This window comes from Mesorhizobium mediterraneum, from assembly GCF_002284565.1.
Classification (GTDB): Bacteria; Pseudomonadota; Alphaproteobacteria; order Rhizobiales; family Rhizobiaceae; genus Mesorhizobium; species Mesorhizobium mediterraneum.
The window spans coordinates 18530-39044 of the sequence record NZ_NPKI01000004.1 but is presented as its reverse complement, the minus strand read 5'-3'; the positions used below and the strand labels follow the sequence as shown (position 1 = coordinate 39044).

Sequence of the window (20515 nt, the reverse complement as noted above, 5' to 3'; positions counted from 1 at the left end):
TTGGCGACGGAAATCCGACATCTGGGCCAGAAATCGATGGCGGCAAGGCGCCCCCCTCATTCGTAATCTTGCGCAAGTCGCGGTTTTCGACTTTGCTTGCCGCCAACGAGGGTTGTTGATCCATGCGCCGGATGTCGCTCACTTCAGAGCTTGTCGCGCTATGCCATCGGGAGGAGGCCGATCCCGGTCCCGATGGAAGCTGGACGCAACTGACCGATGAGGATTTCCAGACGCTTGCCTCCCGGCTGTCAGGCGAGGCGGACGAGGGACCGCTATGGGTGTTCGCCTATGGCTCGCTGATCTGGAAGCCGGCCTTCGAGTCCGTCGAACAGCAGCGCGCCACCGCTTTCGGCTGGCATCGATCTTTTTGCCTCGACATGGTCCGTTGGCGCGGCAGTGCCGAGCAGCCGGGCTTGATGATGGCGCTCGAACGGGGCGGGCGGTGCAACGGCGTGATCTACCGCTTGCCGGAAGGCGAAAAACCGCTGCAGATCGAAAGATTGCTGCGGCGCGAGATCAGCGATCACGAGAGTATCGGCTCAGTCAGGTGGCTTCCCGTGCATACGGCTCAAGGCAGGCTAAGGGCGCTGGGCTTCTGGGTGGGTGTGACCGGCAGGGGCACGTCGCTCAACCAGCCGCTTGAGAAGGTAGCACAAGTGCTGGCGCGGGCGTGCGGGCATGTCGGGTCCGGCGCGGAATATCTCTACAACACCGTCCATCATCTGGAAGAATTCGGCATTCGCGATCGCAATTTGTGGCGGCTGCAGGAACTGGTCGCGAACGAGATCAGGTCGATTCACGGCCGTGCCCCCGGAATGGGCCTCCTGTCTGCACAGTGATCGCGCGTGAAATAAAAACATGAGTATATCTATCATGTTTTTATCAAGCCTTTTCAGCGGCTTGCATCGAAAATTGACCAATTGATAAAAAATCAAAACGTGTTAGCCTTCCTCAAAACCACAAGAAATGGGGAAGCGGAATGGCGACTGGTCATTTCAAGCAGGGCATTGCCGGCGGCCGGCTTTCGCCTGAGCAATATGCGGATAATTTTTCCGACCTGCATCCGCCGCTCGATCATCACGAGGCGCTGGTCGAGTCCGATCGCTGCTATTTCTGTTATGACGCGCCGTGCATGAATGCATGCCCGACCTCGATCGACATCCCGCTGTTCATCCGCCAGATATCGACCGGCAATCCGATCGGCTCGGCCAAGACGATTTTCGACCAGAACATTTTGGGCGGCATGTGCGCCCGCGTCTGCCCGACCGAGACGCTGTGCGAAGAGGTCTGCGTGCGCGAAGTGGCCGAAGGCAAGCCGGTGCAGATCGGCCGCCTGCAACGCTACGCCACCGATGTCGCGATGGCGCAGGACAAGCAGTTTTACCGGCGCGCTGAGCCGACCGGCAAGACGGTCGCCGTGGTTGGCGCCGGACCGGCGGGGCTTGCCGCCGCGCATCGGCTCGCCCGCCATGGTCATGAGGTGACCATCCTTGAGGCCCGCCCGAAGGCCGGCGGTCTCAATGAATACGGCATCGCCGCCTACAAGAGCATCGACAATTTCGCCCAGGCCGAGGTGGATTACGTCCTGTCGATCGGCGGCATCGAGGTTCAGAACGGCAAGGCGCTCGGTCGTGACTACCAGCTGTCGGACCTGACCAGGAATTACGACGCGGTGTTTCTCGGCATGGGGCTTGGCGGCGTCAACGCGCTGCGCGCCGATGGCGAGGAGGCGCAAGGCGTCACCAATGCGGTGGAGTTCATCGCCGAGCTTCGCCAGGCCAGCGACCTTGCCAGCCTGCCGGTTGGCCGGCGCGTCGTCGTCATTGGCGGCGGCATGACGGCGATCGACGCGGCGGTGCAGTCCAAGCTGCTCGGCGCCGAAGAGGTGACGATCTGCTACCGGCGTGGCCAAGAGCACATGAACGCCTCCGAATTTGAACAGGATCTCGCCGCCGCCAACGGTGTCACCATCCGTCACTGGCTGCAGCCGAAGCGGGTCATTGCCGAAGGCGGCAAAGTCTCGGGCATCGAGCTCGAATATACGGCGATGGATGGCGACAAGCTCGTCGGCACCGGCGAGCGGCTGACGCTTACCGCCGATCAGGTGTTCAAGGCGATCGGCCAGAGCTTTATTCCCTCGGCGCTCAACGGCAGCGGGGCCTTGCTTGCCTTGGAGGCCGGCCGCATAAAGGCCGATGCCGAAGGCCGCACCTCGCTGCCAAACGTCTGGGCCGGCGGCGACTGCATCTTTGGCGGCGACGACCTCACCGTCTCCGCCGTCGCGCAAGGCCGCGACGCGGCTGAATCGATCCACCGGGCACTGACCTCGAACGGGAGGGCATGAGCATGGCAGACATCCGCAACAATTTCGTCGGCATCAAATCGCCAAATCCGTTCTGGCTGGCGTCGGCGCCGCCGACCGACAAAGCCTACAACGTCATCCGCGCCTTCAAGGCGGGCTGGGGCGGCGTGGTGTGGAAGACGCTCGGCGAAGAAGGCCCGCCGGTGGTCAACGTCAACGGTCCGCGCTATGGCGCGATCTGGGGCGCCGATCGCCGCCTGCTCGGCCTCAACAACATCGAGTTGATCACCGACCGCGACCTGCAGGTCAACCTGCGCGAGATCAAGCAAGTCAAGATGGACTGGCCCGACCGCGCCATCGTCGTCTCGTTGATGGTGCCTTGCGAGGAGCATGCGTGGAAGGCGATCCTGCCGGTCGTCGAAGAGACGGGGGCTGACGGCATCGAGCTCAATTTCGGCTGCCCGCACGGCATGTCGGAACGCGGCATGGGTGCCGCCGTCGGCCAGGTGCCGGAATACATCGAAATGGTGGTGCGCTGGTGCAAGGCCAACACGCGAATGCCTGTTATCACCAAGCTGACGCCCAACATCACCGATGTGCGCAAGCCGGCGCGCGCCGCTCTTGCCGGCGGCACGGATGCGGTGTCGCTGATCAACACCATCAATTCGATCACCGGCGTCAATCTCGATAGTTTTGCGCCGGAGCCGACGATCGACGGCAAGGGTTCGCATGGCGGCTATTGCGGGCCGGCGGTGAAGCCGATCGCCATGAACATGGTGGCCGAAATCGCCCGTGATCCGGAAACGCATGGGCTGCCGATCTCCGGTATCGGCGGCATCACCACATGGCGCGACGCTGCCGAATTCATGGCGCTCGGCGCCGGCAATGTGCAGGTGTGCACGGCGGCGATGACCTATGGCTTCAAGATCGTGCAGGAGATGATCGCCGGCCTGGAAAACTGGATGGACGAGAAGGGCCATGCCTCGCTCGACGATATAATCGGCCGCGCCACGCCCAACGTCACCGACTGGCAATATCTCAACCTCAACTACGTCGCCAAGGCGCATATCGACCAGGAGGCCTGCATCAAATGCGGCCGCTGCCACATCGCCTGCGAGGACACTTCGCACCAGGCGATCACCAGCATGGTCGACGGCGTCAGGCATTTCGAGGTGATCGAGGCCGAATGCGTCGGCTGCAATCTCTGCGTCAATGTCTGCCCGGTCGAGAACTGCATCACCATGGAGCCGCTGGCGGCCGGCGTGATGGACCAGCGCACCGGCAGACCGGTATCGCCGGTCTACGCCAACTGGACGACGCATCCGAACAACCCGATGGCCAAGGTGGCTGCGGAATAGGGCGCAGCCCGTTTTGAAAAGCGGCGCCTGCATGCGCCGCTTTTTTTAAATGGCTATTGCGGATAATAATTATCCACGATAAACTGTATCCATGAATTGGAGATCGGCACAATGAAGCTGGGTGAGGGTGTCGAAGCGGCCATCCATTGCGCCGCGATGCTTGCCGGCGTGCAAGGCACGGCGACCATGCCGGGTGCTGCCATGGCCGAAGCGTTCGGCCTGTCGCCGAGCTATCTCCTCAAGCATCTCAATGCGCTGACGGCGTCGCGCATACTGGAATCGGTGCCCGGGCCATCGGGCGGTTACCGGCTGGCGCGGCCGGCGGAGCGCATAACGCTGCTCGACATCGTGCTCGCCGTCGAAGGGCGCGATCCGGCCTTTCGCTGCGGCGAAATCCGGCAGCGCGGACCGGCCAGGCTCGATGCTTCCGCCTATGTCAAACCCTGCGGCATCAGCGTCGCGATGATGAAGGCTGAGCGCGCCTATCGCGCCGCTCTTGCCGAGGCCCGGCTGTCGGACATCGTGGCGGAATATGTGAGCGATGCCGATCCCCGTTCAGTCGCCGCGAACTGCGCCTTTGTCGAGCGCCATCAGCGACCGCAGAGTTCAACCAAGCAAGCGTGAAAGGCAAAGACGATGAAACAGAGGCTGCAATTCTTCGGCGCTGCGCCGGAAATCATGAAAGCGGTATCGGCGCTCAACAAGGCGGTCGACGAATGCGGGCTCGAGGAAAGCCTGTTGCATCTGATCAAGCTGCGGGCATCGCAGATCAATGGCTGTTCGTATTGCGTCGAGATGCACAGCCGCGAGGCGCGCCATGACGGCGAGACCGAGCAGCGGCTTTATCTCGTCTCCGCCTGGAAGGAATCGCCGCTGTTTTCCGAACGAGAACGCGCTGCCTTCGCCTGGACCGAAGCGGTGACGAAGATCGCCGATAACGGTGTCTCGGACGAACTCTATGCGCGCACGCTCGAGCATTTCTCGGAAGAGGAATTGGTCAAGCTGTCTGTCGCGCTTGGCATGATCAACGCCTGGAACCGGCTTTGCATCCCGTTCCAGGCCATTCATCCGATGCCGGCGGCGAAAGCTGCCTGAGCGGTCGAACCGGCGCGCGGCCTGGGCGCCGCGTGCCATTTTTGTTTGAGGATCAAGAACATGATGGCAAATTTTGAGAATGAAATTCTGTTTGCCGCCCGCCTGCTGCTTGGCGGCGCCTTTGTCTTTGCCGGTCTGCGCAACATCCAGAACGCTACCTTCCTGACCCAGCTGATGACGACACGCGGCGTGCCGCAGGCGCGGCTGATGCTGTGGCTGGGTATCGTCCTGCAGGTCGTCTCCGGAGCGCTGGTGATATCAGGTGTCTGGACCGCTGCCGCCGCCTTGTGCCTGGTGCTGTTCCTGATTGTCGCCACGCCGATGTTCCACAATTTCTGGGATCATCAGGGGCCCGAGCGGGCGTCCCGCATCAACGGCTTTGTCGGCAATGTGGCGTTGACTGGAGGGTTCCTGGCGCTGGTGGCGCAGCCGCTTTGACGGTTCGGACGGCCGCCTCGCGGCGGCAGCCGCCACGGTCTGTGGCGACATGCCAGTTTCCGCGCCGCGAGGCCGAAGCGGAAGAGCCGCCGACGATCACGGCATGTGAGGGTTTCTCGCTCGTGAACGTTATCCCTTCGATGTTAAGGTGGCCGGCTGACGCTCGACCAGATCGAGGCTCAATGTCCGCAAATGCTGTCTTGCCTTTGCATCATAGGCCTGCGCGTTGGCGCGGGCTTCCCTCAGACCGTCGAAATACAGGCCGCTCCGCCCTTCCAGGTCAGGCGATATCGCAAGGTTAAGGATGGCGTCAGCGCCGGTCTCGACCGAGTTCCACGGCGTGACGCCGGCCTGCCGGACCATGGTCGTATTCATGTAGCTTGCCGGATGGAGGCTGTTGACGGTCACATTGCTGCCCTTCAGCTCCTGCGCCAGATCGATGGTGAACATGATCTGCGCCAGCTTGCTCTGGCAGTAGGCACGGACGCCATCGTAGCTGCGGGTCAGCATGACATCGTCGAAATCGATCGCCTGCTGGCCGGCCGAGGCGACGTTGACGATGCGCGCCGGCGCGCTCGCCTTGAGCAGCGGCAGAAGCTGCGATGTGAGCAGGAAGCCGGCGAGGTAGTTGACGGCAAAGCGCAGTTCGTAGCCGTCGGCGCTGACCTGTCGTTTGGTGCCGGCGGTGCCGATGCCGGCGTTGTTGATGAGGATATCGAGCCGATCCGTGCGGGCGCGGACAGCCTCGGCGAGACGGCGGATTTCGGCGAGCGACGAAAGGTCGGCGACGAGAAGCTCGGCCTTGCCGCCGGCGGTTTCGATCTCGGCGACCGTCGCCTTGCCTCGTGTCGCATCGCGGCCATGCACCAGGACACGCGCGCCGCCGGCGCCGAGCCTTTGCGCAACCACGCGGCCGACGCCGTCGGTCGATCCGGTGATGAGGATTGTCTTGTCGTTCAGTTCCATGCTTGAGCCTCCACATTGTTGCTCTGGGTGGAAGATGGGGCATCCGACACGCCTCAAACAGTTCAAACATTATCCTGGCATCCATACTGCTATAATGGCGTCGATGGATTCCCCGACGCAATCAGCCGATGGTTGGCCGCAGCCCCGTAAGCTTCGTCATCGCAGGGCGTAGCAGCCGCGAAGCGATGCAGCGCAGATCCCAGGATGACGAAACGAGAGTTAGGTTTTCGGCTTCAGCCCGTCGATGAACAGCTGTTCCAGAAACCTTGCCGCATCCTCGAAGCGGCCGTCGCCGCCGCGGTTGGGGCCGAGCACGGCACGGACCTGAACGTCGAAATCGGCATAATGCTGCGTTGTCGCCCAGATCGAGAAGATCAGGTGCCAGGGGTCGGTGCGGGCGATCTTGCCGGCGCGCATCCAGCCTTTGATGACGGCGGCCTTCTCGTCGACCAGCGTCTTCAGCTCGCCCTCCAGCATCGGCATGATGCGCGGCGCGCCCTGCAAGATCTCGTTGGCGAACAGCCGGCTTTCCCTAGGGAAATCGCGCGCCATTTCGAGCTTGCGCCTGATATAGCTGCGCAATTCGGTCAGCGGGTCGCCGATATCGTCGAGCTCGCGCAGCGGCGCGAGCCAGGTATCCAGAAGCCGCTGCATCAGCGTCTCGTGGATGTCCTCCTTGCGGCGGAAATAGTAGAGCAGGTTAGGCTTCGACATGCCTGCGGCTTCGGCGATTTGGTCGATGGTCGAGCCGCGAAAGCCGTTGGTCGAGAAGACTTCGAGCGCCGCCTCCAGGATGAGCTCGCGCTTTTCCTGCTGGATGCGGGTGCGGCGAGGGGCGGGGACTTCCATATCGGCCGTCACCCCGGCAGACCTTGAGTTGGAGGGCGATCTGGACCAATTCTCTGGACCAGTTTTTCCCCGGCCTGTGGAGCGCGCTTCAGATGCCGCATTTCCGCTAGTAATCCCTTGACCGCCGACAGGGCGGTGCTAACGTTTGTCCAATCGGTCAAAATTTGCGTAGCACGAAAACGCAGCAGAGACCAAGTGTCGGAAAGACCAAGCGTTAGCCGCACCGAAACAGGTTACAAGGGGAAGTCTTGGTCATGTCCAACCGGCTGAAAGTCACGCCGAACGATCTCAGCGCATTCTGGATGCCGTTCACGGCAAACCGGCAGTTCAAACAGGCGCCTCGCATGATGGTGTCCGCCAAGGACATGCATTACACGACGAGCGACGGGCGCAAGGTTCTCGACGGCACCGCCGGCCTGTGGTGCGTCAATGCCGGCCACTGCCGGCCGAAGATCACCGAAGCGATCCAGAGCCAAGCCGCCGAGCTCGACTATGCGCCGGCCTTCCAGATGGGCCATCCGATCGTCTTCGAGCTGGCGAACCGCTTGGTCGACATCGCGCCGAAGGGCATGGACCATGTGTTCTTCACCAATTCCGGATCGGAATCGGTCGAGACCGCGCTGAAGATGGCGATCGCCTATCACCGCGCCAAAGGCGAGGGCTCGCGCACCCGCCTGATCGGCCGCGAGCGCGGCTATCACGGCGTCAATTTCGGCGGCATCTCGGTCGGCGGCATCGTCACCAATCGCAAGATGTTCGGCACGCTGCTCGGCGGCGTCGACCACATGCCGCACACGCATCTGCCGGAGAAGAATTCGTTCACCAAGGGCGTGCCCGAACATGGCGCGGAATTGGCCAACGAGTTGGAGCGCATCGTTGCGCTGCACGACGCCTCGACCATCGCGGCCGTCATCGTCGAGCCGGTGGCCGGTTCCACAGGCGTCATCCTGCCGCCGAAAGGTTATCTTGAGAAGCTGCGCGAGATCTGCACCAAGCATGGCATCCTTCTGATCTTCGACGAGGTCATCACCGGTTTCGGCCGGCTCGGCACGCCGTTCGCCGCCGACTATTTCGGCGTCACGCCCGACATCATGACGACGGCCAAGGGCGTCTCCAACGGCGTCATCCCGATGGGCGCGGTGTTCGTCAAGAAGGAGATCCACGACGCCTTCATGACCGGCCCCGAGCACATGATCGAGTTCTTCCACGGCTATACCTATTCGGGCAATCCGGTCGCCTGTGCGGCGGCGCTAGGCACGCTCGACACCTACAAGGAAGAGGGGCTGCTGACCCGCGGCGAGGAACTGGCGCCGTATTGGGAAGACGCGCTGCATTCGCTGAAGGGCGAGCCGAACGTCATCGATATCAGAAACATCGGCCTGATCGGCGCGATCGAGCTGGCGCCCATTCCCGGCAGCCCGACCAAGCGCGCCTTCTCGGCCTTCGTCAAGGCGTTCGAGCGCGGCGCCTTGATCCGCACCACCGGCGACATCATCGCGCTGTCGCCGCCGCTGATCATCACCAAGGGCCAGATCAATGAATTGATCGACCATGTGCGTGAGGTGCTGAGGGCAGTGGATTGAGAAACTGGGCGCAGCTTTCCCTCCCCCTTGAGGGGAGGGTGGCCGCGAAGCGGTCGGGTGGGTTCGGTGGCGACGCGCGCCGACCTGACCTTTTGCTGCGAGGGCGCTTCTGATGCCCCGTACCCGCGTGAGCTTCGAAATGCGCCAAAAGGCGCGCGCGCTTCGAATTCACGCGACCAAGGGCGAATCTCTGCTGTGGTATGAACTGCGCGAATTGAAATCGGGCGGGTTCAAGTTCCGCCGCCAGTGCCCGATCGGACCCTATATCGTCGACTTCGCTTGTCTTGCGGTAAAGCTGGTGGTGGAAGTGGATGGCGACTTGCACGAACAGGAGAGGGGCAAACGGCATGACGCTGTCCGTGACGCCTATTTGCGATCGCTCGGGTTCGATATCTTTCGCGTCGATGAGCCCGATGTCATAAACAGCGCTTGGCATGTGGCGCAGGCGGTCAAGGAGAAAGTCGCGCGCATGTTCGGCGACCCCACCCGACCGCTTCGCGGCCACCCTCCCCTCGAGGGGGAGGGAGACGCCGGCGTGCTGCAATCGATGAGGTTTTAGAAAATGGCCGCACCCGGCGAGAATCTGCGAATCAATTCAGACCGTTTGTGGGATTCGATAATGGAGATGGCGAAGATCGGCCCCGGCATTGCCGGCGGCAACAATCGCCAGACATTGACCGATGAGGACGGCGAGGGGCGGCATCTGTTCAAGCGCTGGTGCGAGGCGGCGGGGCTCGAAATGGGCCTCGACGAGATGGGCACGATGTTTGCCCGCCGCGAGGGCACCGAGCCTGATCTGCCGCCTGTCTATGTCGGCAGCCATCTCGACACCCAGCCGACCGGCGGCAAGTATGACGGCGTGCTCGGCGTGCTTGGCGGGCTGGAGATCGTGCGCTCGCTCAACGAGCTCGGCATCAAGACCAAACATCCGATCGTCGTCACCAACTGGACGAACGAGGAAGGCGCGCGCTTTGCGCCGGCCATGATGGCGTCCGGCGTTTTTGCCGGCGTCCTCGACCAAGCCGACGTCTATTCGCATGTCGACAAGGACGGCAAGAAATTCGGCGAGGAGCTCGAACGCATCGGCTGGAAGGGCGCCGAGAAAGTCGGTGATCGCAAGATCCACGCCTTCTTCGAGCTGCATATCGAGCAAGGCCCGATCCTCGAGGACGAGGGCATCGACATCGGCGTCGTCACCCATGGCCAGGGGCTGAAATGGCTGCAGGTGACGCTGACCGGCAAGGAGGCGCATACCGGCTCGACGCCGATGCCTAAGCGCCGCAATGCCGGGCTCGGCATGGCGCGGGTGATCGAGCTGGTGCACGAGATCGCCATGGACTACCAGCCCGACGCCGTCGGCGCGGTCGGCCACATGGAGGTCTATCCGAATTCGCGCAACATCATCGCCGGCCGCACCGTGTTCACCATCGACATCCGCTCGCCGGAAAAGGAAGTGCTCGACGCCATGGATGGCCGCATCCGCGAGGGGATCGACACGATCTGCGAGGCGCTCGACATCAAATATCAAATCGACCAGGTCGGCCATTTCGATCCGGTGACCTTCGATGCGGGCTGCGTCAAGGCTGTGCGGGATGCGGCAGAGCGCTTGGGTTATACGCACCGCAACATCGTCTCCGGCGCCGGCCACGACGCCTGCTGGATCAACCGCGTCGCGCCGACGGCGATGGTGATGTGCCCCTGCGTCGACGGGCTGTCGCACAACGAGGCCGAAGAGATCTCCAAGGAATGGGCGGCGGCCGGCGCCGATGTTTTGTTCCATGCGGTGGTGGAGACGGCTGTCATCGTGGAGTGAGCTAGGAAACCAAGATTCCGAACGCCGCTCGCCAGAAGCGCGAAGAGAAGAAGGGAACAAGAAAATGTCCAAAGTCATCAAGAACGGCACCATCGTGACCGCCGACCGCAGCTGGAAGGCCGACGTGCTGTTCAAGCACGGCAAGATCATCGCCATCGGCCCGGACCTGCATGGCGACCACGAATTCGACGCCACCGGCTGCTATGTGATGCCGGGCGGCATCGACCCGCACACCCATCTCGAAATGCCGTTCATGGGCACCTATTCGGCCGACGATTTCGAGAGCGGCACGCGCGCCGCCCTTGCCGGCGGCACCACGATGGTGGTCGATTTCTGCCTGCCGGCGCCGCAGCAGTCGCTGCTCGAGGCCTTGCAGATGTGGGACAACAAGACCTCGAAAGCGTCTTGCGACTATTCCTTCCACATGGCGATCACCTGGTGGGGCAAGCAGGTGTTCGACGAGATGGCCACCGTCGTCGACAAGGGCATAACCTCGTTCAAGCACTTCATGGCCTACAAGGGGGCGCTGATGGTCGATGACGACGAGATGTATTCGTCGTTCCAGCGTTGCGCCGATCTTGGCGCGCTGCCGCTGGTCCATGCCGAGAATGGCGACGTGGTTGCCGCCCTGTCGCAGAAGCTGCTGGCCGCGGGCAATAACGGCCCCGAAGGGCACGCCTATTCGCGCCCGCCGGAAGTGGAAGGCGAGGCGACCAACCGCGCCATCATGATCGCCGACATGGCCGGCGTGCCGCTCTATGTCGTCCACGTCTCCTGCGAGCAGGCCCACGAAGCCATTCGCAGAGCGCGACAGAAAGGCATGCGCGTGTTTGGCGAGCCATTGATCCAGCATCTGACGCTCGATGAGAGCGAATATTTCGACAAGGACTGGGACCATGCGGCGCGCCGGGTGATGAGCCCGCCCTTCCGCAACAAATTGCATCAGGATTCGCTGTGGGCGGGCCTGCAGGCCGGATCGCTGCAAGTGGTGGCGACCGACCATTGCGCCTTCACCACCAGCCAAAAGCGCAACGGCGTCGGCGATTTCACCAAAATCCCGAACGGCACCGGCGGGCTCGAGGACCGTTTGCCGGTGCTGTGGACGGCGGGCGTCAACACCGGCCGGCTGACGATGAACGAATTCGTCGCGGTGACCTCGACCAACATCGCCAAGATCCTCAACATGTATCCGAAGAAGGGCGCCATCGTCGAAGGCGCGGACGCCGACATCGTCGTCTGGGACCCGAAGCGAAAGAAGACGATCACCTCCAAGAAACAGCAATCGGTGATCGACTACAACGTCTTCGAAGGTTTTGAGGTCACCGGCCTGCCGCGCTTTGTCTTCTCGCGCGGCGAACTGTCGATCCAGGAGGCTGAGGTCAAGGCGAAGCCCGGCCATGGCGAGTTCGTCGGCCGCGAGCCGAATGCAGCGGTCAACCGGGCGCTGTCGACCTGGAAGGAGATTTCTGCGCCGCGCAAAGTGGAACGCACAGGTATTCCGGCGACCGGGGTTTGAGCTGCTTGGTTTTCGCCTCAGGCGACCAGAGCATCCAGTTCCGGCAGCAGAGCGACGCTTTCCTGCTCATTGGGATCGGTGCGGGCGATGACCGCCGAAGAGGGGCTGTCGCTCAGATTGGCGGGCAGGTGCGGGACGCCGGCCGGGATGTAGAAGAGGTCGCCGGCCTTGACGATAATGTGCTGTTCGAGCCGGTCGCCATACCAGGTATGGACCTCGCCGGAGAGCACATAGATCGCCGTCTCATGGCTTTCATGCATGTGCGCCTTGGCGCGGGCACCGGGGGGCATGGTGAGCAGGTGCATGCAGATACCGGAGGAGCCGACGGTCTCGGCGGCGATGCCGGTGAAATAACTCAGTCCCTGCTTGCCTTCATAAGAGCTTTCAGGGCGGATAAGATGACAAGTGGGTTTGGGCGACATCGGGGCGACTCTCGATCGAGTGGGAACTCTCAGCCGGATAGGACAGGGCGAGTGGAAAGCAACATCGAGGAAAGATCAACCGGATTCCGACCGGCGCGGCAGCGGTGCGAAAAGGCAGGCTGCGGCCTATGACGGGAGCATCGCCAGCCGTCGTTTCGGCAAGCAAGCTCGGCCTGACCTTCCAAACCAGTGACGGTCCGGTGCAGGCATTGTCGAATGTCGACCTGACCATCGGCAAGGGTGAATTCGTGTCCTTCATCGGGCCATCCGGCTGCGGCAAGACGACCTTGCTGCGGGTCATCGCCGATCTGGAGAAGCCGACCTCGGGAGCCATCTCCGTCAACGGCATGACGCCCGAGCAGGCGCGTGAGAGCCGCGCCTATGGCTATGTCTTCCAGGCGGCCGCCCTTTATCCGTGGCGCACGATCTCGCGCAATGTGGCGCTGCCGCTGGAGATCATGGGCCTGTCAAAGGCAGAGCAGGCGGCGCGGATCAAGCGCACGCTCGATCTCGTCAACCTGTCCGGCTTCGAGCAGAAATACCCCTGGCAGCTTTCCGGCGGCATGCAGCAGCGCGCCTCGATCGCGCGGGCGCTGGCCTTCGATGCCGATCTTTTGTTGATGGACGAGCCGTTCGGCGCGCTGGACGAGATCGTGCGCGACCATCTCAATGAACAACTGCTGGAACTGTGGGAACGGACCAACAAGACCATCTGCTTCGTCACCCATTCCATTCCCGAGGCGGTCTACCTTTCGACGCGCATCATCGTCATGTCGCCGCGTCCGGGCCGCGTCAGCGACGTCATCGAATCGACGCTGCCCAAGCAGCGGCCGCTCGACATCCGCGAGACGCCGGAATTCCTGGCGATCGCCGCGCGCGTGCGTGATGGCCTCAGGGCAGGGCACAGCTATGATGATTGAGGCGGTGGAGAATGGGCTGCCTCCTGACGGGGGAGTGGCTGACCCTCCCTTCGTCATCCTAGGGCGGACCCGCCGCGAACCGGCGTGCGTAAAGGGAGCGCCAAACCACGCCCTCGTCATCCTAGGGCGAAGCAAGGAGCGAAGCGACGCGGCGCAGACCCTAGGATCCATGCCGTTACCTTCCCGCCCCGCAACGGTGCGAAACATTGCTCCCGACCTAAAGAAACCATCAGCCGTCGTGGCTTGCCCTGCGGACATTCTGAAGCGTTTGGGTTTTTCGGCCAACGTCACGGCATGGATCCTAGGGTCTGCGCACGCCGCTTCGCGGGTGCTCTGCCCTAGGATGACGAAAGCGCGGTCACCCTCTCGCGTCACGCAGAGCGTGCGCCAGTCTGGCGAGGGCCGCTGATGGACTCCTTCCGCGACAAGCTCATCCCGGTGACCTCGATCCTCGCGGGCGTGATGGTCGTTTGGTACATTATGGCCGTCATCCTCAACGCGCCGTTCCAGCGCGATCTCGATCGCCGCGCCGGCGAGACGCCTGATGTTGTGGAATTTATCGGCAAGACGATGTCGCAGCCGAAGCCGACACTGCCGGCGCCGCATCAGGTGGCGGTGAATTTCTTCGAGAACACGTTTCTGCGCAAGATCACCAGCAACCGCAGCCTTGTCTACAATGCCTGGGTGACGCTGTCCTCGACGTTGCTCGGCTTCGCGTTCGGCACCGCGCTCGGCATCGTCATCGCCGTCGGCATCGTGCATGTGGCGACGCTCGACCGCAGCCTGATGCCATGGATCATCGCCTCGCAGACGATTCCGATCCTGGCGGTGGCGCCGATGATCATCGTCGTGCTGGCGGCGGTCGGCGTCACCGGCCTGATCCCGAAAGCGCTGATCTCGACATATCTGTCTTTCTTCCCGGTCGCCGTCGGCATGGTCAAGGGTTTGCGTTCGCCCGAGCTCACTCATCTCGATCTGATGTACACCTACAATGCCAGCCCTTCGCAGACCTTCTGGAAATTGCGCGTACCGGCTTCGGTGCCGTTCCTGTTCACCTCGATGAAGGTCGCGGTCGCTGCCAGCCTGGTTGGCGCCATCGTTGGCGAACTGCCGACCGGTGCCGTTGCCGGCATCGGCGCCAAGCTGCTCGCCGGCGCCTATTATAGCCAGACCATCGACATCTGGTCAGCGCTGGTGGCCGGCTCGGTGGTGGCGGCTCTGCTGGTGATGGTCGTCGGCATCGCCGGGCGCATCGTCGATCGCGCCATGGGCGGGAGGCCGGCATGAGCGATCTCCTCAGCCTTTCGTCGATCGCGCCTCGTTCATGGCAGGGGTTTGCAGCGCTTGCCCTCCTTGCCGGCGCGTTCCTTCTTTGGCCGCTTGTCGATGTCACTCCCGGTTACGATGTGACGACTGGTGTTTTGATTTTCTTCCTGCTGCTCCTCGCAATTCAGTTTGACCATTTTCCGCCCGTAGCCAGGGCAATATTCCTTTTCATTGGCGCGCATGGCGCGGCGTGGCTGCTGCTCGCCGGCATAACCGGCAATGAGGGGAGCGCTCGCGCCTCCTTCTATCTGATGCTTGCCGCGGCATGGCTTCTGGCCTGGCGCTGCGTGACGGTTCTGTCCGCGCTTCGCCCGACCTCGCGCTGGGCGGCGACCGCTTTGAGGCTGATCATCCCGGCGATTTTCGGTGCCTGGATCCTGATCATCTGGGAGGCGGTGACGCGCGGCGCGGGCATTCCTTTCATCCTGCTGCCGCCGCCAAGCGCCATCGGCGTGCGTATCGCCAATTCGCTGCCGGTCCTGGCCGCCGACGTGCGGCAGACCATCTTCAAGGCGGTGATCTTCGGCTATGTCGTCGGCAGCGGTGCCGGCTTCCTCGCCGCCATCGCGGCCGACCGCGTGCCGTTCCTGCGCCGCGGTTTGCTGCCGATCGGGAACATGGTGTCGGCGTTGCCGATCATCGGCGTGGCGCCGATCATGGTCATGTGGTTCGGCTTCGACTGGCAGTCGAAGGCCGCCGTCGTCATCATCATGACCTTCTTCCCGATGCTGGTGAATACGGTCGCCGGCCTTGCCGCCTCCGGCCATATGGAGCGCGACCTGATGCGCACCTATGCGTCGAGCTATTGGCAGACGCTGTTCAAGCTGCGGTTGCCGGCGGCAGCCCCCTTCATCTTCAACGCACTGAAGATCAATTCGACGCTGGCGTTGATCGGCGCCATCGTCGCGGAGTTCTTCGGCACACCGGTGGTCGGCATGGGATTCCGGATTTCGACCGAGGTCGGACGGATGAACATCGACATGGTCTGGGCCGAAATCGCAGTTGCAGCACTTGCGGGTTCGGTCTTTTATGGCGTGGTCGCTCTTTTCGAGAGAGCAGTCACGTTTTGGCATCCCTCCGTCCGTGGTGGATAGGGCGGTGGCGGGTTTGGAATCAGGAGCGCATTGAAGGTCCTGATCCTAAAGGGTGAACACTTAACTTCAGAGGGTAAAAACATGAAAAGACTTGTTATTTCGATGCTGGCCGGCGCGATGTCGCTTGCCGCGTTCCAGGCGATGGCTGCAGACAAGGTGACGCTGCAGCTGAAATGGGTCACGCAGGCCCAGTTCGCCGGCTACTACGTCGCCAAGGACAAGGGGTTCTATGAGGCCGAAGGCCTCGACGTCGAGATCAAGCCGGGCGGCCCCGATATCGCGCCCGAGCAGGTGATCGCCGGCGGCGGCGCCGATGTCATCGTCGACTGGATGGGCGGCGCGCTCGCCGCACGCGAAAAGGGCGTGCCGTTGGTCAATATCGCCCAGCCGTTCAAGAAGGCCGGCATGCAGCTGGTCTGTCCGAAGGATGGCCCGATCAAGACCGAAGCCGACTTCAAGGGCCATACGCTCGGCGTCTGGTTCTTCGGCAACGAATATCCGTTCTACGCCTGGATGAACAAGCTCGGCCTGAAGACCGACGGCGGTCCGGACGGCGTCACCGTGCTGAAGCAGAGTTTCGACGTGCAGCCGCTGATCCAGAAGCAGGCGGATTGCATTTCGGTCATGACCTACAACGAATACTGGCAGCTCATCGACGCCGGCTACAAGCCGGAAGAGCTGATCGTGTTCAACTACTCGGCGATGGGCAACGACCTGCTTGAGGACGGGCTCTATGCGTCCGAGGACAAGCTCAAGGATCCGGCCTTCGAGGACAAGATGGTGCGTTTCGTGCGCGCCTCGATGAAGGGCTGGAAATACGCCGTCGACAATTCCGACGAGGCGGCCGGCATCGTCATGGACAATGGCGGCCAGGACGAGAACCATCAGAAGCGCATGATGGGCGAAGTCGCCAAGCTGATCGACAACGCCGACGGCAAGCTCGACCCGGCGACCTACGCACGCACCGCCAAGGCGCTGCTTGACCAGAAGATCATCACCAAGGAGCCGACCGGCGCCTACACGACCGCCATCACCGACAAGGCGATCAAGTAGGGCGATCAACTGGGCTTCTGAAGCCTGCATTCGAAAAGGGGCGGGCGACCGCCCCTTTTTGTTGGGACGTAAAATAGCCGTTACCGGTGGAAACATCTGCTCGCACAACCGTTGTTGCGGTGCATCCAGCTTCAGCGGATGTCATCGCCACAACGGAGATTTCCATGCGCATGCAATCCTTCTCGCCGATGCTTTCGGCGCTGGCCGTTTCGGCTTCGTTCCTGTGCGCTTCACCGGCTTTGGCCGACATGATGAAGATGAAGGCGACGCTGGATGGCGCTCAGCAGAATCCGCCCATCACCACCGAGGGCAAGGGTACCGCCGCTCTCGTCTTCGACACCGCCACGAAACAGCTCACCTGGAACGTGACGTATTCAGGTCTCAGTGGGCCTGCGACGGCCGGACATATTCACGGTCCGGCAGCAAAGGGTGAAAATGCCGGCGTCGCCGTCCCGTTCAAGGGCGCTCCGAAAAGCCCGTTCAAGGGGGCGGCGGTGCTGACCGACGCGCAGGCTGCCGACCTGATGGCCGGCAAATATTACATCAACATCCATACGGCGGCCCACGAGGATGGCGAGATCCGCGGGCAGATCGAGAAGGCGGCGACGATGTAGCGCAATGTCGCCCGAGGGTGACTATAGCGCTGCATTAGCCCGTCGAAGTTTGCGGGACAGCGCCCCCCTCTGTCCTGCCGGACATCTCCCCCACAAGGGGGGAGATCGGCAGCTTTGGCGTTGGCGCCTGTTCAACTTCGAAAATTGGCGAAAGCAGTCGCGACATCCAATCTCCCCACCAGTGGGGGAGATGTCCGGTAGGACAGAGGGGGGCGCGAAGGGACTCGGCCTATGCGTCTGACGCTCAGGACTTGTCGCGGATCTGGGTCATCGTCCGGGTCGGCGTGATGGCCTCGGGGTCGAGCCTGATCTCGACGATCGACGGCTTGCCGCTGGCGCGGGCGCGTTCGAAGGCCGGCGCGAAGTCGGCCGTCTTCTCGACCGTTTCGCCGTGGCCGCCATAGGCGCGAGCCAAAGCCGCGAAGTCGGGATTTCTGAGATCGGTGGCGACGACGCGGCCCGGATACTCGCGCTCCTGATGCATGCGGATGGTGCCGTAGATGCCGTTGTTGACGACGATGACGATGATCGGCAGATCGTATTGCACGGCGGTGGCGAATTCCTGCCCGTTCATCAGGAAGCAGCCGTCGCCGGCAAAGGCGATCACGTCGCGATCGGGGAAGAGCTCCTTGGCGGCGACCGCGGCCGGCGTGCCGTAGCCCATCGAGCCGGAAGTGGGGGCTGCCTGCGTGGCAAAGCGCCGGGAGCGGTGGAAACGGTGGACCCAGGTGGCATAATTGCCGGCGCCATTGGTGAGGATGGCGTCGTCGGGCAGCACCGTTTCGAGATAGTTCATGATCGGCCCCATCTGGACGGAGCCGGGACCGCTTTCCGGCGGTGTCGACCAGTCGAGATAGGCGGCGTGAAGTTTTGGCGTTTCATCCGCCCAGACCGGCGTGGCGGCCGGCTTGCGCCCGGCGAAGGCTTCGACGAAAGCGGACGGCGAGGCGTTGATCGCCAGCGTTGGCCGGTAGACGCGGCCGAGCTCGCCGGCATCGGCATGGACATGGACCAGCGTCTGGTCGGGGTAGGGGCTCTTCAGGAGCGTGTAGTCGGAGGACGGCATCTCGCCCATGCGGCCGCCGACGAGCAGCACGAGGTCGGCCTGCTTGATGGCGGTGGCCAGCTTCGGGTTGATGCCGATGCCGACATCGCCGGCATAGTTCGGGTGTAGATGATCGAACAGCATCTGGCGGCGAAAGGAGCAGCCGACCGGCAGCGACCAGGCTTCGGCGATCGTCCGCATCCGCGCGACGGCCTCCGCATCCCAGCGCGTGCCGCCGAGGATAACGAAGGGGCGCTTCGCCCTGTTGAGGAGCTTTTCGAGAGCATCGAGCTCGGCCTCGCCCGGCCGCGTTTCGACCGGCGTGTGGGGCAGGGCTGCTGGCGCCTCGGCAAGGCTGGTCAGCATGTCTTCCGGCAGCGAGATGACGACCGGGCCGGGGCGGCCGGACGTCGCCACCGCGAAGGCGCGCGTGACGAATTCGGGGATGCGCGAGGCATCATCGATCTCGACCACCCATTTGGCGATGTCACCGAAGAACCTGACGTAGTCGACCTCCTGGAAGGCCTCGCGCTCCTTGGCGTGGCTGGCGACCTGGCCGATGAACAGGATGACGGGAACCGAATCCTGCATCGCGATGTGGATGCCGGCCGAGGCGTTGGTGGCGCCGGGTCCGCGGGTGACGAAGCAGATACCGGGCTTGCCGGTAAGGCGGCCATGGCAGTCGGCCATCATCGCAGCTCCGCCTTCCTGGCGGCAAACGATGGTGCGGATCGTCGAATCGTGCAGCGCGTCGAGCACCGCAAGATAGGATTCTCCGGGCACGCAATAGATGCGGTCGGTGCCGTTGGCTTCGAGCGCATCGACGATCAGTTGTCCGCCGGTCTTCATTTTCCTGACCTCTCCAGTTCGGCTAGGATTTCTTCTGTGTGCTCGCCGAGACGCGGCGAGGGCCGCTCATAGACCAGCGGTGTGCCCGACATGACCATCGGCGCGCGCACCGAGGGCAAGAGATTGCCGTGGCCGTCGTCGAGGTCGAGCCGCATGCCGCGCGCGATGGTCTGCGGGTCGGCGAACATCTCGCCGATCGTGTTGATCGGGCTGGCAGGCACATTTGCCGCCTCCAGCTTGGTCAGCAGCGGATCGCGATCGAAGGTTTTTAGCGCATCGATCATGTGTTCGCGCAGTTTCGCCCGGTTGGCGACCCGAGCGGGATTGGTGGCGAAGTCGGGGTTCGATGGCAGGTCGACCAATCCGACGGCCGCGCAGAATTTGGCAAACTGGCCGTCATTGCCGATGGCCAGGATGATGTGGCCGTCCTTCACCGGCACCACTTCGTAGGGCGCGATGTTCATATGCGCATTGCCCATCTGCACAGGCGATTTGCCGGAGACGAGATAATTGAGGTTCTGGTTGCCGAGCGCCGAGATCTGGGTGTCGTAGAGCGCCATGTCGATATGTTGGCCTTCGCCGGTCTTCTCGGCGTGACGAAGTGCGGCCTGGATGGCGATCACCGAATAGAGGCCGGTGAAAATATCGGAGATGGCGACGCCGGCCTTTTGCGGCTCACGGCCAGCCTCGCCGGTGATCGACATCATGCCGGCCATGCCCTGGATGATGAAGTCATAGCCGGCGCGTGGCGCATAGGGCCCATCCTGGCCGAAGCCGGTGATCGAGCAATAGATCAGCCGCGGGTTGCTCTTGCGCAAGCTGTTATAGTCGAGCCCATATTTCTTCAGGCCGCCGAGCTTGAAGTTCTCGATCAGCACGTCTGAGGTCGCGACCAGCCGGCGGATCGTCTCGGCGCCTTCGGGCGTCGAGAAATCGACTGATATGGAGCGCTTGCCGCGATTGCAGGAATGGTAGTAGGCGGCCGAAAGGTTCTCGCCGTCATGGCTCATGACGAAGGGCGGACCCCATTTGCGGGTGTCGTCGCCACCTTCCGGGCTCTCGACCTTGATGACATCGGCGCCGAGATCGGCAAGCAGCTGCCCGGCCCACGGCCCGGCCAGGATGCGGGCGAGTTCGATTACGCGGATGCCTTTCAGCGGAGGCTCAGTCATGGATCACCGTGATTGGTCGGAAGCGCAGCCTTGGATTTCTTTTTTGTGCATGTCGTTGTCCCAAAACCGCTGCGCACTTTTGGGCAACATGCACTATCAA

General features: G+C 62.8%; 20 protein-coding genes. 15 read left to right on the top strand and 5 right to left on the bottom strand.

Annotation, left to right across the window (positions count from 1 at the left end; genetic code table 11):
* Positions 1-122: 122 nt before the first annotated feature.
* The 6 genes from CIT25_RS02000 to CIT25_RS01975 all read left to right on the top strand — a co-directional run bounded on the left by CIT25_RS02000 (position 123) and on the right by CIT25_RS01975 (position 5193).
* Positions 123-839, top strand: a complete 717-nt coding sequence (locus CIT25_RS02000) for a gamma-glutamylcyclotransferase (RefSeq protein ID WP_095482901.1) — start codon at positions 123-125, stop codon at positions 837-839.
* Positions 840-979: 140 nt separating this feature from the next.
* Entirely contained in the window at positions 980-2344 is a 1365-nt protein-coding gene (locus tag CIT25_RS01995; protein ID WP_095482900.1) for an NAD(P)-dependent oxidoreductase, read from the top strand.
* Between the two features lie 2 nt (positions 2345-2346).
* Complete coding sequence (preA, locus tag CIT25_RS01990; protein WP_095482947.1) at positions 2347-3660, top strand: NAD-dependent dihydropyrimidine dehydrogenase subunit PreA; 1314 nt, start codon at positions 2347-2349, stop codon at positions 3658-3660.
* 111 nt (positions 3661-3771) lie between these two features.
* The gene (locus CIT25_RS01985) at positions 3772-4284 is read left to right on the top strand and encodes an RrF2 family transcriptional regulator (RefSeq protein WP_095482899.1); all 513 of its coding nucleotides are present in this window, start codon (positions 3772-3774) and stop codon (positions 4282-4284) included.
* A gap of 12 nt (positions 4285-4296) precedes the next feature.
* On the top strand, positions 4297-4755 hold the full coding sequence (locus CIT25_RS01980; protein WP_095482898.1) for a carboxymuconolactone decarboxylase family protein: 459 nt from the start codon (positions 4297-4299) through the stop codon (positions 4753-4755).
* A 60-nt stretch (positions 4756-4815) separates the two neighbouring features.
* On the top strand, positions 4816-5193 hold the full coding sequence (locus tag CIT25_RS01975) for a DoxX family protein (protein WP_095482946.1): 378 nt from the start codon (positions 4816-4818) through the stop codon (positions 5191-5193).
* Positions 5194-5322: 129 nt separating this feature from the next.
* Here CIT25_RS01975 and CIT25_RS01970 read toward each other — a convergent pair whose 3' ends face one another.
* Complete coding sequence (locus CIT25_RS01970) at positions 5323-6159, bottom strand: SDR family oxidoreductase (protein WP_095482897.1); 837 nt, start codon at positions 6157-6159, stop codon at positions 5323-5325.
* Positions 6160-6378: 219 nt separating this feature from the next.
* A complete protein-coding gene (locus tag CIT25_RS01965) occupies positions 6379-7008 on the bottom strand; it encodes a TetR family transcriptional regulator C-terminal domain-containing protein (RefSeq protein ID WP_095482945.1) in 630 nt (209 codons plus the stop codon).
* 254 nt (positions 7009-7262) lie between these two features.
* Between CIT25_RS01965 and aptA the strand changes: the two genes are divergently transcribed.
* The 4 genes from aptA (at position 7263) to hydA (ending at position 11920) form a co-directional block, all read left to right on the top strand.
* A complete protein-coding gene (gene aptA / locus CIT25_RS01960) occupies positions 7263-8591 on the top strand; it encodes an omega-aminotransferase AptA (RefSeq protein WP_095482896.1) in 1329 nt (442 codons plus the stop codon).
* A 112-nt stretch (positions 8592-8703) separates the two neighbouring features.
* On the top strand, positions 8704-9150 hold the full coding sequence (locus CIT25_RS01955; protein ID WP_095482895.1) for an endonuclease domain-containing protein: 447 nt from the start codon (positions 8704-8706) through the stop codon (positions 9148-9150).
* A 3-nt stretch (positions 9151-9153) separates the two neighbouring features.
* A complete protein-coding gene (locus tag CIT25_RS01950) occupies positions 9154-10404 on the top strand; it encodes a Zn-dependent hydrolase (protein WP_095482894.1) in 1251 nt (416 codons plus the stop codon).
* Positions 10405-10468: 64 nt separating this feature from the next.
* Entirely contained in the window at positions 10469-11920 is a 1452-nt protein-coding gene (hydA, locus tag CIT25_RS01945; protein WP_095482893.1) for a dihydropyrimidinase, read from the top strand.
* Between the two features lie 17 nt (positions 11921-11937).
* Here hydA and CIT25_RS01940 read toward each other — a convergent pair whose 3' ends face one another.
* Positions 11938-12342: a cupin domain-containing protein gene (locus tag CIT25_RS01940; RefSeq protein ID WP_095482892.1), complete on the bottom strand. Its 405-nt coding sequence runs from the start codon at positions 12340-12342 to the stop codon at positions 11938-11940.
* 128 nt (positions 12343-12470) lie between these two features.
* Here CIT25_RS01940 and CIT25_RS01935 point away from each other — a divergent pair, with 128 nt between their 5' ends.
* The 5 genes from CIT25_RS01935 to CIT25_RS01910 all read left to right on the top strand — a co-directional run bounded on the left by CIT25_RS01935 (position 12471) and on the right by CIT25_RS01910 (position 17349).
* Positions 12471-13262, top strand: coding sequence for an ABC transporter ATP-binding protein (locus tag CIT25_RS01935; RefSeq protein ID WP_095482891.1), 792 nt, complete (start codon positions 12471-12473; stop codon positions 13260-13262).
* A gap of 408 nt (positions 13263-13670) precedes the next feature.
* On the top strand, positions 13671-14549 hold the full coding sequence (locus CIT25_RS01925) for an ABC transporter permease (protein ID WP_095482889.1): 879 nt from the start codon (positions 13671-13673) through the stop codon (positions 14547-14549).
* A complete protein-coding gene (locus CIT25_RS01920) occupies positions 14546-15682 on the top strand; it encodes an ABC transporter permease (protein ID WP_095482888.1) in 1137 nt (378 codons plus the stop codon). The genes CIT25_RS01925 and CIT25_RS01920 overlap by 4 nt, the downstream gene beginning before the upstream one ends.
* Before the next feature lie 81 nt (positions 15683-15763).
* On the top strand, positions 15764-16735 hold the full coding sequence (locus tag CIT25_RS01915) for an ABC transporter substrate-binding protein (RefSeq protein WP_095482887.1): 972 nt from the start codon (positions 15764-15766) through the stop codon (positions 16733-16735).
* Between the two features lie 164 nt (positions 16736-16899).
* Positions 16900-17349, top strand: a complete 450-nt coding sequence (locus CIT25_RS01910; protein ID WP_095482886.1) for a CHRD domain-containing protein — start codon at positions 16900-16902, stop codon at positions 17347-17349.
* A 244-nt stretch (positions 17350-17593) separates the two neighbouring features.
* On the opposite strand, the gene CIT25_RS01900 is transcribed toward CIT25_RS01910, so the two are convergent.
* Both CIT25_RS01900 and CIT25_RS01895 read right to left on the bottom strand, forming a co-directional pair.
* A complete protein-coding gene (locus tag CIT25_RS01900; RefSeq protein WP_095482885.1) occupies positions 17594-19243 on the bottom strand; it encodes a thiamine pyrophosphate-binding protein in 1650 nt (549 codons plus the stop codon).
* Positions 19240-20415: a CaiB/BaiF CoA transferase family protein gene (locus CIT25_RS01895; protein WP_095482884.1), complete on the bottom strand. Its 1176-nt coding sequence runs from the start codon at positions 20413-20415 to the stop codon at positions 19240-19242. Before CIT25_RS01895 ends, CIT25_RS01900 begins: the two co-directional genes overlap by 4 nt.
* Positions 20416-20515 lie beyond the last annotated feature (100 nt).